The following is a 16,392-nucleotide window of genomic DNA, read 5'->3' on the forward strand; positions in this document are numbered from 1 at the left end:
TTGAATCCCTTCACTGATTGCTGTTTGCAGTTTCGGCTTTGAGCTCCCGCTTCAACAATTTACCGGTAGCTGTCATGGGGAGCTGGGTTCGAAACTCGATATATCGGGGGTATTTATAATCGGCTAACTGGCTTTTACAGTACGCAATGAGCGCGTCCGCATCATCGAATCCGTCATGGGAAACGACAAAAGCTTTCACCTCTTCACCATAGGTATCGTGGGGAACTCCAAGCACCGCGACCATCGCCACTTTTTCATGGCGAATAAGAACCTCTTCAATTTCGCGAGGGTAGACATTCATTCCGCCGCGTATAATGAGTTCCTTTTTCCTGTCGACGATAAAAAAGTTATTGCGCGCGTCCTTTTTCCCGATATCACCGGAGTAGAACCAGCCCTCACTATCCATGACCTCTGCCGTCGCCTCGGGACGGTTGTAGTACCCCTTCATCACGTTAGGTCCACGGATTGCTATCTCCCCCAACTCACCCACAGCAACAGGTTTTCTCTCAGCATCAACCACCTTCATTTCCACGCCGCTTACTGGCTGTCCCACGCTACCTGGCAGCTTGTCGCTGTCAACATGGTTGAAAGAGGCAATTGGGCTGGTTTCAGAGAGGCCGTAGCCTTCTAACAAAGGTACGTTAAAGGTTTGGTCAAACTGGGTCAGTATGGCGACAGGCAGGGATGAGCCACCTGACATGGCCATTTTCAGAACGCCCTTAATACCTTCAAGGCCTACATTGTGTTCTCTCAGATAATTCAGAAGACCGATATACATGGTGGGCACACCTGCAAACACGGTCACGCGGTGACTTTTCATTAACTGCAACACCATATCAGGCGCAAAACGCGGGACGAGTACCATGCTCGCGCCGACCAATATGCAGGCATTCATTTGTGCGGTTTGACCGAACGAATGGAACAGAGGCAAGGTGATGAGAGACGTATCATCAGCACTTAGCCAAGAAAGCCCCACCGCCACACGCGCATTACTGTACATATTGTTATGAGACAGCTGAGCGCCCTTTGGCTTACCCGTTGTACCCGATGTGTAGAGAATGGCGGCGGTGTCTTGCGGGACAATATGATGTTCAAGGGGCGCGTCTGAGCCATGAATCAATAGTGATGAAAAATCGTGGATGTCATCCTGGCGCTGATAGGCGTTGAGATCTAACCCAAGTTTGTCGCCTGCAGGCATCAGCCACATCTTCCGGCACGACGCTACATTGGAGAAGGCTGAAGCCCCTGCATTTCCCATCGGCAGTTGATCAGTGCCTTCAAAGCAAAAGTAAGCTCTGGCTTCACTGTCTTGCAGGTGATAGGTAATTTCATTTTCTTTCAGCAGTACGTTTAATGGCACGACCACGCCACCGGCCTTCAAAATACCGAAATAGATGATGGGAAAGTAAGGCACATTGGGACAACTCAGTGCCACGTTGTCCCCGGCTTTAATACCTTCCTCTCTCAACGTATTCGCCACTTTGTTGGCAAACTGGTCAAGTTGTTTATAGGTCAGTTGTTTCTCGCCGCACACCACCGCCACTTTGTCAGGTGTTTCCATAGAAAAACGTTCCAACGCGGCCACCAGGCTCGGTTCCGTGATGTCTTGGCAAGTGGTCATTTCGTCACTTTTCATGTTTTCACTTTTCATATGCTCACTCAGCTCCTCAGTAATTGGCATCGCCAGCGCGGTGTCGGGCTGTTTCAAAAAAAAGCGCATCACGGCTTTTTGCAGCAGCGTGCCGTAAGGGGGATAGAACAATCCGATAGGATAAAAACGGTTTCTATGAAACACGGCTTTGGCATGAGACAACGACCTGAAACCTTCCACACCGTGGTAAGAGCCCATTCCCGAATTGCCAATGCCGCCAAACGGTAAATCATGGTTAAAGGCATGCCAGCCCCAGTCATTGATAGTCACTCCGCCTGAGTGCGTGTCGCTCAACACTTTCTGCTGCAAGGCTCTGTCGTGACTGAAAAGATAAATTGCCAGGGGGCGCGGGCGGGCATTGATGATGGCCAAAGCCTCATCAACTGAACGGTAACCCAGCACAGGCAAAATTGGACTGAACAACTCCGTTTGCATTAACGTCATGTCTTCATTCACAGCACTGACGATATGCAAGGGATGCTGCCTACTCTCGCCGACGTCACCACAAACAGTGACGTTTGCGCCTTTGTTTTTAGCGTCATCTAACGTATTCAAGAACCGTTGATTGGCGGTTTCATCAATCAACGCGGTGCAATCAGGACTACCAATCGCGTTGGGATGCATGGCGAGATAGTGTTTCTTCACCAAAGCAATGAACTGATTAATAGAGTGGTCTGGCACTAAGGCATAGTCCGGGGACAGACACACTTGGCCGCTATTAAAGGCCTTTCCGTGTGCCACACGTTTTGCAGCATCATTGAGGTCTGCATCTGGTCCAATCAAGGCCGGGGATTTTCCACCAAGCTCAAGGGTAACCGGCACCAAATTGGTCGCTGCATTGGCCATGATCTGGCGGCCGGACTGTGGCGAGCCAGTGAAGATAAGGTGGTCGAAGGGCAGAGTAGAAATCTGCATGGCGTCGGGGTGGTCACCTGAAATCACAACGACATGGTCAGGCTCGAATATCTCGCTGATCATTCGTTGTAACACACGGGTGACTTCTGGGCAGTTAGGCGGCATCTTTACCATGGCCCGATTGCCCGCCCCCAATGCAGCGACCAAGGGGCCGATAGAGAGGTAGAGGGGGAAGTTCCAAGGACAGATAATCCCGACAACGCCTTTAGGTTGATAGACCACCTTGGCGCGATTGCCAGTAAACAAGAGTTCGGTGCTTCTTCGGCTGGGTTTCATCCAGTGCTTTAGCTTGTGCAGCAAATGATTGATTTCAAGCACAGGGCCAAGCACATCAATCAACTTACTCTCTGCCGCTGCACGGCAGCCAAAGTCTTTGTTCGCGGCAGTGGCAATCACGTCCTGATAACGCTGCAGTTGCTGTTTCAATGACGTTAAATGCTGTTTGCGCGCCGTCAAGGAAGGCGACGGAGATTGCTTAAACCCCTCTCTTAACCGTCCAAACTGCAACGCAATCGGATCAGAATATTGTCTGGCTCTTTTTTCCATCTTCGATGCCTTAGGTTGAATTTACTCCGATAACCTCGTATCAATAAACCACCCCTCGAATGTGAAATAAATGTTAAAACCTGTCAACTTTCTGGCCGATTTGGACAATTGAAGCGGGCGTTCAAGGGCGGCGATAAAACAAAGCTGGGCAGGCCCAAGACACAAGAAGTCACTTTTTCATTGTGATTTCGGCTAAGTGTTACAATTAGATACAGGCAGAGTGTGTGCTGTTTGGGATTGAGCGGACGGAGAGATAACGAGAGATGTTAATCGTTGCAGAGTACGAGCAGGATTTGGATCGAAAATGTCACCCTTTGCAGGATATTTATCGTCTGGTGAAGGTTATGGAAGAGCGAGGGGTGAATCCTGAAGCCCTGTTGGCGGGTAGCGGCATACAAATGCCGGATCTGACGTCACCCGAAGCCAAAGCGTCTTTCAATCAAAAACTCACCGTCTATCGCAACGCGCTCGACCATGCCACAAGCCCTGACATTGGGCTCATCGCCAGCCAGAGCATCCACTTTTCAGACTTCGGGTTTATGGGGTATGCCCTGATGAGCGCCGAAACGTTTGAAGAAGTGGTAAAACTGGGCTTTAACTACATTCGCCTTGCAGGGCCAGTGCTACAGAAATCCTTTTCTGTGAACGGCGACATTGCCACATTCGAGGGCACGGAAGTGCTGCCACTAGACGCCCTACTTCCTTTTTATTGTGAGTACTGGTTTGGCTCCGTATATGCACTTTGCTGCGATATGTTGCAGCGCCCGTTACGTAATCATTGCATGCGATTTCCTTACCCTGCCCCCGTTTACGCAGACAAATACCGCGACTTGTTTGATTGTGATATTGAGTTCGATAGCCCAAAGCTGCAATGGGAGTTTTATGCCAGCGAACTGCCGCAAGCCCTGCCCAGCGCCAATAAACTCACTGTCACTATGTGCGTGCAATCTTGCGAAAACATGTTGGCAGCCCTCCAGGCTACCGATGACATCGCCGCCCAGGTTCAAGCGTTCATACTTCAAACACCCGGCAGGTTTCCCACCGCTGAACAGGTCGCAACACACTTTCATTGCTCATTGAGAACACTAAATAGAAAGCTCTCTGAATCTGGGCAGACTTACCAGAAGGTACTGGACAACACCCGACAGAATCTGGCAGTAAGATACCTTCAACAAACCAGCATGAAAATCGAAGATATCTCAACACTGGTGGGCTTTTCAGAGCCAGCAAATTTTTACAAAGCCTTCAAAAAGTGGACAGGTAAAACTCCAATTGAATACCGGAATGATGCAAAATAGCAGCAAGCTCGGAAGGAACCGATTTTAAGCAGGTCTTTTCTGGCCTCCCTTTTTTCTTATCACGCCACGGCACACACTCTGTAGCATCGGGATAAAGGTTATGTCTCACTCCATTGGAAGATAGTTCTCTGGCATAAGAAGACTAACCGAGCAATATCAGACTCCCCATCATCAATGCTGAAGTCCTTGTTAACACAATAAGTAGATAAACAAGCGTCAGATCAGGTACGGAAAGTATCTATGCGCTGTTTGAACACCTCTACAGCCTGAGGCACAGAAAGATCGCTTACATTGCAGGTCCCACTGATATCTCGCTAGGTTTGAGCCGGAGATATTTCTGTGACCGGTTTTAACGATATGCCATACCTTGACTGGTTCCGCATTCCGCTGACAACCGTTTCCCTCCCCCAATCCCAGCTTAGCGATCAGGCTGTTCGCATGCTACTCAGCCAAATCCGTAAAGAGAGTGACAGTAGCTTCCCCCGTAAAGTGTTGCTCCAGCCCAAACTTGTGGTGCGTAAATCAACGGCAAAGCCCGGAAAGCCGTGATAAAAGGGAACCAGTGAACACTGGCTCTCCCAACCAACCGGGCTTAGATATCAAGAGGGGGGTTGCTTTCGCATTTCTTCCAACGAGCTGCCCATCCTTATCGGATCTGACAGCGATTCGTGCTCATAAACACTTTCAGTGAATTCAAGAGCATCGTAAAAGCCCCACCCCTGATGGGTCAATTCGTTCGCAATTTCCAATTTATTTTTACCTTCGTGGTGCATATCGACCACTTTGGTAAAGGCATCTTTTTCACTCATGGCTGCTCCCCCAAGACATAGGACACACCATTAACGTAGTGAGAGAATCGCAGGCAGGGTGTATCAAAACCCTGACGATGCCGATCAATTCATTTGTCTGTAAAAAATAGCAACAGCGGGGGGCATTCAAATAGAAGGGTTTGCCAAGAAGCTGAAGAAATGAACTTACATCTGACAACAATCGCGATCTCTCATGAAATTGTAGGCAACAGTTTAAAAACATAGACATTTTGGTTAGTCATCTCATTGTTGTATCAAAGTGATCGTACACTTATCTGGACTGTATTGAACAACGTCGAGGAATTAAATATGTACGACATCAATATTAATAACATGCCAGTTAATCTCCACCACTCACAACAACACATTTTGATAACATTGAGCGCAGTACAACCCAATGAAACCAATAAACGTGTGTTTTTACAGTGTATCGATGAATACATGCATCAAAATCACTGCTTTGATTTGTTTGAAAAAATCATTTCTTACCGTCTCAATGAGATCAGACAGGCGCAACCACCGGAAGAATCATGCGGTAATCTTTATACCCGTCTTACTTCACCCTTTGCTGAATCCATTACTGGTGTAAAGCCACTCACAAATCTTCCTGATCTGTTCTTCTATATTGAGCGCACTGCAATTGCTTATTATGGAGATATTCTGATGTGCTGGGCGGAATTCAAAACTTATCAGATCAACGAACAGGCAAGACAATGTCTGCAGGCATACCGTGAACAACAGTCAGCATCGGGAGATCAGCACACCACACTGAAGAATTACCGTTACGAGGTCGTTGCAGACATACGGAATGATGAGCGTTTATTCATGACCTGCTATTCGCCTTATCCAATGACATTGTCACAAGCTAATGTGCTAATTAATTTGGAAACATTTGTGAAACAACAACATTGGTATGAAATGCTTTACTACCTCAATATTTCGGCATCCGGCGAGCATTTCATCCTTTATCAAGAAAAGGGAGAAAATCCACCATTACTGCTTTCTTCAGCTCTTATTCAACGTTATTCGCAACACGATAACTGGCTGACTTTTGATCCTTTTTTCCAAACGGAAAGTTGGACACTGACTTTATCAAATGAGAAAATCGACACGTTGGAAAAGTCTGGCATCTTTTCTAAAGGACTGAAATATAAAATTAACACAGAGACTGTTGAGAAATTTGATTACTCTCTTTTGCGCACCGTTATAAGAAAACCAGCTGTATGTGAAATTATACGGATGGCCATCAGTGGTCCGAGGGAAAAATTAAATTATGTTCTCTATTTAACGCTTAAATATTTAACACTGAAGCTCGCGGATATTGGTTTAGAAGTGGCGTACACCATTGTAGAACAACCCTCCATCATTGGTTTTTATCAATCAATCAATAACGACAATAATCACATTTTGCCATACGTCGCACTGTGCCAGCAAAAAGTGGCTGGAACGGCCTTAACCACTTATCAGGGTATCGTGTTTACCGGACCGATGAGCCAGGCTTTCGAAGAAAACAGTTTCAGGGATTACAACAAGCGAGTCATTTCCATGCGGAAACTCGCGAGAGCCACCACCAATGCATGATCTAGTAGAAACTATCTCCAATAACTATATCGCGGTCTTTTTGAGCGCGATTGCCGGTATTGTCGCGATGTGGGCAACAAACTTTGCCCGTATGTTGGCGAATAACAAGTCGGGCGTCGCCCGGCCTTTATACCTGCCCTACACCCTTTACACTGTATTTATCTCAGCATGGATCTTATCCAATGCCTATTTCCAATCCGGTTTACTGGTGTATTTCGGCGAAACAACAGCCATTTATATGGCCTTACTCGCCAATATTTTCTCCGGATTGGCGTTTGCTTTTGCTTACCTTTTCTCATGCCAGTTAGTGTCAGAGTCTGCTGGTTTCAGAATCCGCCCCTGGCGCTGGATGCTATTTGCCACTGCCTTTGCCATTACACTGCTTACCAACCTGATCCCCGGATTGAACGTAGACGCGGTCTATATCAGGGGCATTGGTGATTTTGTTATCCATTTTGGCCCTTTTAGTGCGCTGTTTTTCGGTGTGTTGATTTTGCTTTTAATCCTCACCCTGATTAACTTTGTGCTTTCAAGCCGAAGTAAACTTAAGCTCCAACAGATCAAAGCCAACTATATGGTGCTGGGGATGGTGGCCTTCATTCTTTCGACTTTCCTTGCCCATTTTTTGATTCCGCTGATAACACAGAGCTTCGCCGCTGCCTGGGTGCCGCCGGCGCTGTCGATCATTGAAGCCTTACTGGTTGGTTATGCACTTCTGCATAACCGATTTTATAGCGGCCGCTTTATCGGAATGTTAACGGTGAGCTTTGTGCTCAATGCGGCGCTTTATATCATGCCTATATTGATGCTGGGCCTGGTACAACATTTCCAAATGGATACCCTGGTTGTTGTCACTTGGACAGTGATCACCGGCGTGTTTTGGAACCGTTCACTCAAGTTCATCCGCAAACATGTCAACCGTTTACTCTATAAAGAAAAAGGCAACCCGATAGAAAATATCTGTAACCTGATCGGTGAGTTCCGTTACTCTACTGATCAAGCTGTGGTGCAGTTAAACCGCGTATTAAACGCCAAATCAGGCCGCATCCAGAAAGTAAACAGCAACACAGACTACAACCTGTTTCTCTCCTGTTTCCATGGGGACCGCTCCGTTCTGGTGAAGGAAGAGCTTGAGTATGAAATCAAGCACAAGACATCGGAAGAACAACAAGCGCTTCACGATGTTGCCTGTGCCATGGTCAAAGCCGGTACATCGCTGGTACTGCCAATCACCAATGAGAAAAACGAAGTCACCCACCTGTATATGGTGTCTAAGGAAAAAGAAAACGACTTGTTTTCCAGTGAAGAAATCATGGGTCTGCAGCGTCTGTTTGATGAGGCTAACCGTTTTATCGTCACCGAAGACAAAGTGCGGAAATCTCAGGTACTGGCTGGCTCTATTGCCCATGAAATCCGCAATCCGCTAACAAAAATCAAATACCATTTTGAACGTATCGATGCGGACATGTTTGGTGTAAAAAACGGCACGCTGTCCCCTTTCGCTTCCAAGGACATGCAAAAGTTATATCAAGAGTTGTCTGAAGGTAAAAAAGCGGTACAGCTCGGAACCCGTTTTATCGATGCGATTCTCGATGAGTTGCGCGGGGAAGACATCAGCCCTCGTCTGTTCTCCTATTACTCTGCGGGTGAATTGACTGTACAAACCCTGAAAGATTTCAACTTCAGCAGCGATGCGCACCGCAAGCGTGTTGACCTCAACACAGAGAACGATTTTTTGTTTCACGGTAGTGATACCTTGTACAGCTTCCTCCTGCTGAATTTGCTGAAAAATGCAGTTTATTACTTTGATACCTATCCTGAAAGCCGGGTGAGCATTCGTTTTTCGCAAACCGGTGATAACAATACCCTACACGTGATGGATACAGGTCCAGGTATTCCTGCACACCAGATCGGATACATTTTTGACGAGTTTTACACCCGAGGTAAAAAGCAAGGAAATGGCTTAGGCCTTTCTTATTGCAAGCGCGTAATGCAATCTTTCGGCGGTTCTATCACCTGCCATTCAGAGGAAGGGAAATATACCGAGTTTGTCCTAACGTTTCCTTCCGTTGATGAACAAGAACATGATCAGGAAATCAAGCAACGTATCTGCCAATATGTTACAGGCAAGTCTTGCCTGCTTGTTACGTCTTCCGCAGCAGGAAGCTGGTTGTCACAAGTGCTTGAATCACTCGGGATCTGTGTAGACCATACGGCGGACGTCAATACTGCGTTTTACCAGAAGCTGAAAGCACCGGTGGACTTTATCGTGGCCGAGAAGTTCTTGCTAAAACGTGATATCAGTCTGGTGAACGCCCTGCGAGCCGGCGATTTTGGGTATCATGCACAGATCACCCCAATACTGGCATTCGGCGACTCAGACACGGACACCCCGCACACTCACGCTTTCGAACACGCCGTTCAGGGAGAAATTAGGGGGATTCCCAACAGGTTAGCTTTTCTAAGAGCATTCGACATGCTGATAAACGAAGGAAAGCTCGCGAAACTGGGCAACTTGATTGGAAAACGCGTCTTGGTCGTCGATGACATGCAAGTTAACCGCATGCTGGTAAAAGCCTACCTGGTCAGTGAAGGCATTGACGTTGAAGAAGCTACGTCGGGACAGGAAGCCATTGATAAAGTGAAAAATGAACACTATGACCTTATCTTGATGGATATCCATATGCCAGGTAAGGATGGTATTCAAACCGCGCTGGAAATCAGCAGCCTCGACCGCACGCTCCCTATTATCGCCCTTTCCGGCGAGTACAGCGAGGAGATAACTGTGGCCATCAAGAATGTCATGCAGGACCACCTTGTAAAGCCAATTACCAAACAGCAATTGTTGAAAACGTTGACCAAGTGGCTGGTATAACACGTTTCAGCAGCAAGCGCCCAACAAGGTAGGTGATACAAGCCAGAGAATCGATGGGGTATATCAATACCCCATAAACTTTTCAATCAACACTTCGAGCTTTTCTTCCAACTCAGATTCAAAGTCGTCGAGGCTTTTTCCAAAGCCCTGTAAATACGTGCCCGCCTGCTCCCGGTTCATCTTCTTCCCTAAGACGTTAAACTGCATTTCAGGCAAAGATTTGTCGTTTCTGGGGACCACGGCAAGGGTGATAAACCCTGTGTTCAGGGTGCTTATGTCATCGAGAATATACTGGCAAAAATCATCTATTTTGCTTGCCCCCTCTGGCCCCAAACACCCCGGTTCCAACCGACATACCACTTGTATCTTCATGTTTTCAGGCATGGTTGCTGCGCTTCCCATCACTGTTTTCCTTATTGTTATCTTTAACAATCAGCGTAGCCCAGACCTAAAGAAAAAGCCCAGCCAAGGTATCAGGAAGAATGTACCGAAATGATTGCGTATTCCGATTTACTTGAACAGCCATTCCGGTTTTATTTGAACACCTCAGATCAACGCATCGTTGGCTAACCGATTTTTAACTTAAGTGTTCAAGTGGCGTCAACGGTCGCCAGTATTTTCCTCATTGACTCTCCTTTCAGTTTTATCCGGTGTGCATTGTGCATCAGGCGATCGAGGATGGCATCGGCCAACGTGTTATCACCGATGGATTGATACCATTGGTCGGTGGGGAGTTGGCTGATGAGGAGGGTTGAGCTACTGCCATGGCGGTCATCCATGATCTCCATCAGGTCGTTGCGCTGCGCGGCTTTTAGCGGTTCTAGTCCCCAGTCGTCCAGGATGAGCAGGTTGAGTTTAGCCAGGCTTTTCAGCTTCTTGCTGTAAGTGCCATCGGCTTTGGCCTGGGTGAGTTCCATGAGCAGACGACTCACCCGGTAGTATTTCACCGTGTAGCCTTTCAGGCAGGCGGTGTTAGCAAGCGCACAGGCGATATAGGTTTTCCCGGTGCCGCATGGCCCGGTCAGTAACAGGTTTTGCTGCCGCTGTAGCCAGTCGCATTGAAGCAACCCTGTCATGACACTTTTTTGCAGGCCGCGCGGGTGCTGATAATCGATGTCCTGGGCGGTTGCCGCAAGTTTTAGTTGGGCCTGTCTGAGCAGGCGCTGTTGTTTACGGTTATCCCGTTCATGGATTTCCTGGTCGGCCAGCAGTTGCAGCCGCTCAGCGAAGCAGAGGTCCTGATACTGGCCCGGTTGTTCGAGTTGCTGGCTCAATGCTTTTGCCATGCCACTCAGTTTGAGTTGGTGCAGTTGGGAGAGTGTGGTGTTTACCATGGGTTTTCTCCTTAATGGAAGCTCTGTGGGCCACGGATATTTTCGTGGTGCTGAGGGAGTGTCAGTGTTTCCTGGCTGGATTCACTGATGAGCTTGTCCTGATTACTGTTTAAGATGTCTTTGAGCTGTTGCAGGCGATAGAGCTGATGTTGATTAGCCAGTTTACAGGCGGTATTGAGCCGCTGCGGTGGATACTGGCTGGCTAATCGCAATGCGCCCAGACAGACGCGGAACGCCTGCTGTGGATGCGGTTTGCGTTTAAGCTGCGCTTTTACCCAGACAAGCACGTCATCGCCGATGTCCTTCGCCCAGTTCATCAGACTGCCCTCACTGACTTTGTGGTAATGCTGGTGCTGTACAGGCATGTGCTGCGGTGTAGTGGTAAACCCGTAGCGGTCATTACGGGGGTGGCTGGCAACGCATTTACCCTGGAAGTAGATTTGCACTAAGCGCGGCTTCGCGTGAAGCTCAACCCGCTCACCAACCAGTTGATGCGGTACTGAGTAAAGATGGCTCTCATACTGCACATGGTAATCAATGTTCACTTTAGCCTGGCGGATGTCAGTGTATTCATAGGCATGACACGGTAGCGGTTTTAAGGCGGGTTTATCCAGTTCGTCGAACCACTGCTGACGGGTTCCAGCCATTTGTTTGAAGGGCTTACTGTTTACTTCTATCAGTAACGCGCTGATGCACTGATTCAGCTCATACAGTGAGAAGAAGGTGTGATGGCGAAGCCGGGCTAATATCCAGCGCTCAATGATTTGTACACCCACTTCGGCCTTGGCTTTATCCTTCGGCTTATACGGTCTGGCCGGCACGATGGCCGTATCATAGTGAGCCGCCAGTTGCTGATAGGCCGGGTTGATATCTGGGTCGCTTTTACAGGCTTTGGTGACGGCACTTTTTAAGTTGTCCGGCACCACCATAGTGGGGACGCCACCGAGATAGTCAAAGGCCCGAACGTGGCTGCCCAGCCAGTCTTGTATACCTTGCGTCCAGGTCGCTTCGGCGAAGTAATAGCTGCTCGCTCCCATGGCCGCCACGAAGATTTGGGCGTGCCGGATCTCGCCAGTCTGTGGATTCACAACAGGCATGGTTTGTCCTGCGTAATCGACGAACAAGACGTCACCTGCCCGGTGATGCTGACGCATGGAGCGGCGCTGTTTCTTCAGCCAGTGCAGATAGCGGTCGCAGAACTGGGAATAACTGTAACAGCGGTTGGGGTATTGCTGAGTGTATTCCTCCCACAACAGCAGCTTCGTCACGCCCTTACGGCTTAGTTGCTTACGTAAGTCTGCCCAATCCGGCTCTTGGAATCGCTTGGCATGGCGGGTATCGGCTTGCGGATAAAAGCAGCGGGCCAACTGCGCATCATCCAGTTCACCCGGCAGTGGCCAGGATAAGTTCATGCTCTTGGCTTTGCTGAGCAGTGTTTGAATACTACCGACACTGACTTTGGTGCTGCGGTGGATCTCTCGGATACTCAATCCTGCCGAGAAATGCAGCCTTAAAACCTCTCTGATTTTACGCATTGTGATCCTTTTCAAACCTACCCCTCACTCGCCAACGAAAAGTCAGTGGTTAAGTTATCAAATTAATTGTTATTTCAATGCGTTGAGAAAATTCCGGTGTACTTGAACACCGATTCCGGAAATGAGCACAAAACTGTACTAAATAAATCCGGAATCAGAGTTCAAATGATTCCAGAATAGGTGTTCAAGTGTTTCCGGAATTACTGTTCAGATCCGGCCGGAATACGCAAATGATGGATAATTTTAAAACAATCAGGGTCCTGCCATATAATAGGTCTGTAACAAACAACATTCACAACCAGTGAATCATTTCAAAACCACATGAAAATTCAAAATTTATCCTTATAATTCAATAAGTTAAAAAATCCGCACCCCAACTAATTCACTTGGTTATCCACAGATTCTGTTGATAGGTTCACGATAGGCCAAACCTTATTTTTTCTTTTATAATCAGATGATTAATACCATTTTGAAGAAAAAATAAATTTTTCTTGACCTACAAACCAAAAATGATGCCGAAATAGGTAGCCAGAATTCGATAAAAATCGATAGTTAGATGTCGAACAAACTGTTTGCATATCACCGTGTTACACGACGCTATCATGACTGAGAAAAATGAGACTGACGGTTGAAAATTCAGGTCTGAAACGAAAGTGTTATATCCAGGCAACCCGAAGATGCCAGATTCAGGTTATTGAATACACAAGGGGCGAAGTTATAACGTGAAGTTTCTACATTTTTCGAGCAAGGCATCGTAGCTATCACGAAATGCTTCACTGGTAAAAAACTCATCGTTAATTTCCAATTTGCGACTCTGATGCCAGCTTTGGGCGCTTGCACCTTGTCCATACGGTATTTTATATACATGGAAATACTGGTTTTGGTGTAAATAGATGAGGTTGGCAGCAACGCGCAAAGGTTTAAACGGTTCATTCAGGTAAAGTTTAAACTCCCCACTACAGTCATTCACCACATACGAACCATTGGCACTTCTGATTGCAATATAAGGCTTGTCAGATTCTGTGTAGGATGCCAAAGACCAGATACCGATTTGGTTGGTCAGCTGCAAAAACGGTAGCCGCTTATTTTCTGCAACAATCGGTGGCAGCAGCTGTTTTGAAGGCGTTTGGGTGATTGCATCCTGATTGTCTGAGCTCGCATGAATAACCCTTACTGACGGTGGAATAGCGACGGTCTTCTGACCTTTGAACCAGCCCGTCACTGCCTGCCAATCCACCATGCTGGCACCAAGGGCAAGTACCACCACCAGTGAAGACATTGCCATCGCAGGCAGCCAGAGCTTTAGTATCCAGGGCGGGACACCCGGCATTTTAGTGCCTGAGAACCGATCTACTTATGTCTCCAGTATCTCTTTTTCTGATAACGCTTTTCGTAACTCCCCTGCCAGTTTTCCTTGTTCTACCACCGCGCACTCTTTCTGCGCTTTAAACCGGTTACGCTCTTCTTTCAACAACACCATTTCGCCCTCAAGCTGAGCAACTTTCCGGGGATAATCGATACGGTTTGGCGAACTGTTCTCTTTTTTGGACTGAGCAAGCTGGGCTTTTAAAAGCTGATTTAATGCCGACAGTTCATCTCGATCTTTTTTGACTGCTGCCAGCTCACGCTCAAGCGCCCCCTTGTGAGGACCAGAGGAAGACTTAGGGATTGCCAGCGAATGGTCACCCTTCCCCTTGATAGCATTTTCGTAAGAATGACGGACAAGATGCATGAGTGCCTTGGATCCGCCTTTATCTGGGTGAACACGAATAGATAGCAGTTTGTAACGCTGTTTTACCGTCGCTTCTGAATCACCAGATTGGGTTCCAAGGATCTCATTAAACGTGGTCATTTTGAGGTGTTAATTCATTTTAGGTGAAAATTTATCGGCTTCAGCTGTCGATGTTTGAGTACTGAATCGCATCTCTTTGTTGCATATTCTTTATCCCTCTGAATTAAGATAGCCCAACGCGTTTACGCCAGCAGCACAATTGTTCAATGTTTGTCCTACTTCTCTTTTTAACACCCTCAGAAAGAAACGTTTCATTAACAATGAAATTATCCTTATAGCCATCTTTGGTGTCATTTCAATCAAACGTGTTATTTTTCATTGCATTCGCCATTACGTGATTTATGATGCATTTGAAAATTTGATGACCCGATGAAGGCTGTTGGAGAGAGATGACATTTGTCATCCGCCGAAGAAGTAAATCTTTCAGGCACTCATTAACGCTCTCTTTAGCGTTTGAGTAAGGACAGTAGCTCGAGGGGACTCTGGAGAGATCCGTTAAATCGGACGCCGAAGGAGCAAGCTAACAATCCATTTCTGGATAGTTTAGAGTGAAACTCTCAGGCAAAAGGACAGAGGAGATAACCGCATTGAACGGCGATCTTTTTGTTGTTTTTTTGCGGCTATTCTCCTCCTTTTAATCTAAAGGGGGATAAATGAACCATTCGCTTCACCAGTTTCTACAATCCATTGATAATTTTGTTTGGGGCCCGCCACTTCTACTCCTGCTTGTTGGTACCGGCGTATATTTCACCTTCCGTTTAGGCGCAATCCAGTTTTCTAAATTGCCTCTCGCGCTGTCTTACGTTTTTAAAAAAGAAGAAGGTGTGAGCAGTAAAGGGGATGTATCCAGCTTTGCGGCACTTTGCACTGCCCTTTCTGCGACCATCGGCACTGGCAACATTGTAGGCGTCGCAACAGCATTGAAACTGGGCGGTCCGGGGGCATTGTTCTGGATGTGGATGGCTGCCCTGTTTGGCATGGCAACCAAATACGCAGAATGTTTGCTGGCAGTGAAATACCGCGGGAAAGATGCCCAAGGCAATATGCTTGGCGGTCCCATGCTGTATTTAGAAAAAGGCGTGGGCCAGAAATGGCTGGCGCGCCTGTTTGCTTTATTCACCATCGGTGTCGCCTGCTTTGGCATCGGCACTTTCCCCCAGGTGAATGCCATTGTTGATGCCAGCCATATCGCTTTTAACATTCCGCACGAAATCACAGCCGTTGCTTTAACACTGTTGGTTGCTGCGGTCACCATTGGTGGTATCAAATCAATCGCCGGCATTGCCAGCAAAATCATCCCTACTATGACAGTTGTGTATGTCAGTGCGTGTGTAGGCATTTTGGTAAACAATGCCGGTGCCATCCCCTCTGCCATCAGCCTGATTATCGAGTCTGCCTTTACTGGCCAGGCCGCGACAGGCGGTTTTGTGGGTGCCTCAATCATGATTGCGATTCAGGCAGGTGTCGCTCGTGGCGTATTCTCTAACGAATCAGGTCTTGGCAGCGCGCCGATGGCCGCCGCTTCGGCACAGACCAATTCTTGTGTGCGCCAAGGATTGATCTCGATGGTCGGGACTTTCCTGGATACTATCGTGATATGTTCAATGACTGGCCTGGTACTGGTACTGACCGGTGTCTGGTCCATGGACATTGAAGGCGCGAAAATGACCACGGAAGCCTTCGCTCTTGGCCTCAGTGAAGGATTTGGCCCAATGATTGTCGCCATCGGCCTGGTGTTCTTTGCCTTCACCACTATTCTGGGTTGGAATTATTACGGTGAGCGCTGTGTCGTTTATCTGTTTGGAAATGGTGCGGTTATGGCCTATAAAATTATCTTTTTGGCGTTGATCCTGTCCGGTGCCTTTATCAAGCTCGATATGATCTGGTTGATTGCTGACATTGTGAATGGGTTGATGGCCGTCCCCAACTTGATTGGCCTTATTCTTCTGCGCCACGTCGTTGCCGAGGAAACCAACCTCTACTTTTCAGCGCTTAAAAATGCAGTTTCATCATCAAAAGTACCGAGTACGACAAACGCTTAACCATATGCCCCACC

The 16,392-nt window shown here is 47.5% G+C and carries 12 protein-coding genes and 1 riboswitch; of the genes, 5 read left to right on the forward strand and 7 right to left on the reverse strand.

Annotation, left to right across the window (positions count from 1 at the left end; genetic code table 11):
• Window positions 1-10: 10 nt before the first annotated feature.
• Window positions 11-3,112 carry an aldehyde dehydrogenase family protein gene (locus AC6IB1_RS10035; protein ID WP_497568911.1) on the reverse strand — a complete coding sequence of 1,034 codons (3,102 nt, stop codon included), beginning with the start codon at window positions 3,110-3,112 and terminating at the stop codon, window positions 11-13.
• A 263-nt stretch (window positions 3,113-3,375) separates the two neighbouring features.
• Between AC6IB1_RS10035 and AC6IB1_RS10040 the strand changes: the two genes are divergently transcribed.
• On the forward strand, window positions 3,376-4,410 hold the full coding sequence (locus AC6IB1_RS10040; RefSeq protein WP_497568912.1) for an AraC family transcriptional regulator: 1,035 nt from the start codon (window positions 3,376-3,378) through the stop codon (window positions 4,408-4,410).
• 339 nt (window positions 4,411-4,749) lie between these two features.
• Window positions 4,750-4,959 carry a substrate-binding domain-containing protein gene (locus tag AC6IB1_RS10045; RefSeq protein ID WP_497568913.1) on the forward strand — a complete coding sequence of 70 codons (210 nt, stop codon included), beginning with the start codon at window positions 4,750-4,752 and terminating at the stop codon, window positions 4,957-4,959.
• Window positions 4,960-5,009: 50 nt separating this feature from the next.
• Here the strand turns inward: AC6IB1_RS10045 and AC6IB1_RS10050 are convergent, their stop codons facing one another.
• Window positions 5,010-5,219, reverse strand: a complete 210-nt coding sequence (locus tag AC6IB1_RS10050; protein ID WP_497568914.1) for a hypothetical protein — start codon at window positions 5,217-5,219, stop codon at window positions 5,010-5,012.
• A gap of 309 nt (window positions 5,220-5,528) precedes the next feature.
• Here AC6IB1_RS10050 and AC6IB1_RS10055 point away from each other — a divergent pair, with 309 nt between their 5' ends.
• Together AC6IB1_RS10055 and AC6IB1_RS10060 are read left to right on the forward strand one after the other, a co-directional pair.
• Window positions 5,529-6,800, forward strand: a complete 1,272-nt coding sequence (locus tag AC6IB1_RS10055) for an acyl-homoserine-lactone synthase (protein WP_497568915.1) — start codon at window positions 5,529-5,531, stop codon at window positions 6,798-6,800.
• A complete protein-coding gene (locus tag AC6IB1_RS10060; protein WP_497568916.1) occupies window positions 6,793-9,675 on the forward strand; it encodes a hybrid sensor histidine kinase/response regulator in 2,883 nt (960 codons plus the stop codon). The genes AC6IB1_RS10055 and AC6IB1_RS10060 overlap by 8 nt, the downstream gene beginning before the upstream one ends.
• 63 nt (window positions 9,676-9,738) lie before the next feature.
• Here AC6IB1_RS10060 and AC6IB1_RS10065 read toward each other — a convergent pair whose 3' ends face one another.
• The 5 genes from AC6IB1_RS10065 to AC6IB1_RS10085 form a co-directional block, all read right to left on the reverse strand.
• Complete coding sequence (locus AC6IB1_RS10065) at window positions 9,739-10,077, reverse strand: hypothetical protein (RefSeq protein ID WP_497568917.1); 339 nt, start codon at window positions 10,075-10,077, stop codon at window positions 9,739-9,741.
• Window positions 10,078-10,265: 188 nt separating this feature from the next.
• Entirely contained in the window at window positions 10,266-11,009 is a 744-nt protein-coding gene (istB, locus tag AC6IB1_RS10070; protein ID WP_497566252.1) for an IS21-like element helper ATPase IstB, read from the reverse strand.
• Window positions 11,010-11,020: 11 nt separating this feature from the next.
• A complete protein-coding gene (gene istA / locus AC6IB1_RS10075) occupies window positions 11,021-12,544 on the reverse strand; it encodes an IS21 family transposase (RefSeq protein WP_497566251.1) in 1,524 nt (507 codons plus the stop codon).
• 715 nt (window positions 12,545-13,259) lie between these two features.
• Entirely contained in the window at window positions 13,260-13,874 is a 615-nt protein-coding gene (locus AC6IB1_RS10080; protein WP_497568918.1) for a hypothetical protein, read from the reverse strand.
• A 24-nt stretch (window positions 13,875-13,898) separates the two neighbouring features.
• On the reverse strand, window positions 13,899-14,396 hold the full coding sequence (locus AC6IB1_RS10085; RefSeq protein WP_497568919.1) for a J domain-containing protein: 498 nt from the start codon (window positions 14,394-14,396) through the stop codon (window positions 13,899-13,901).
• Window positions 14,397-14,808: 412 nt separating this feature from the next.
• Window positions 14,809-14,919: riboswitch (glycine riboswitch) on the forward strand.
• A gap of 70 nt (window positions 14,920-14,989) precedes the next feature.
• Here AC6IB1_RS10085 and AC6IB1_RS10090 point away from each other — a divergent pair.
• The gene (locus AC6IB1_RS10090; RefSeq protein WP_497568920.1) at window positions 14,990-16,378 is read left to right on the forward strand and encodes an alanine/glycine:cation symporter family protein; all 1,389 of its coding nucleotides are present in this window, start codon (window positions 14,990-14,992) and stop codon (window positions 16,376-16,378) included.
• Window positions 16,379-16,392: the final 14 nt, after the last annotated feature.

Source organism: Grimontia sp. THUN1695, from assembly GCF_059704325.2.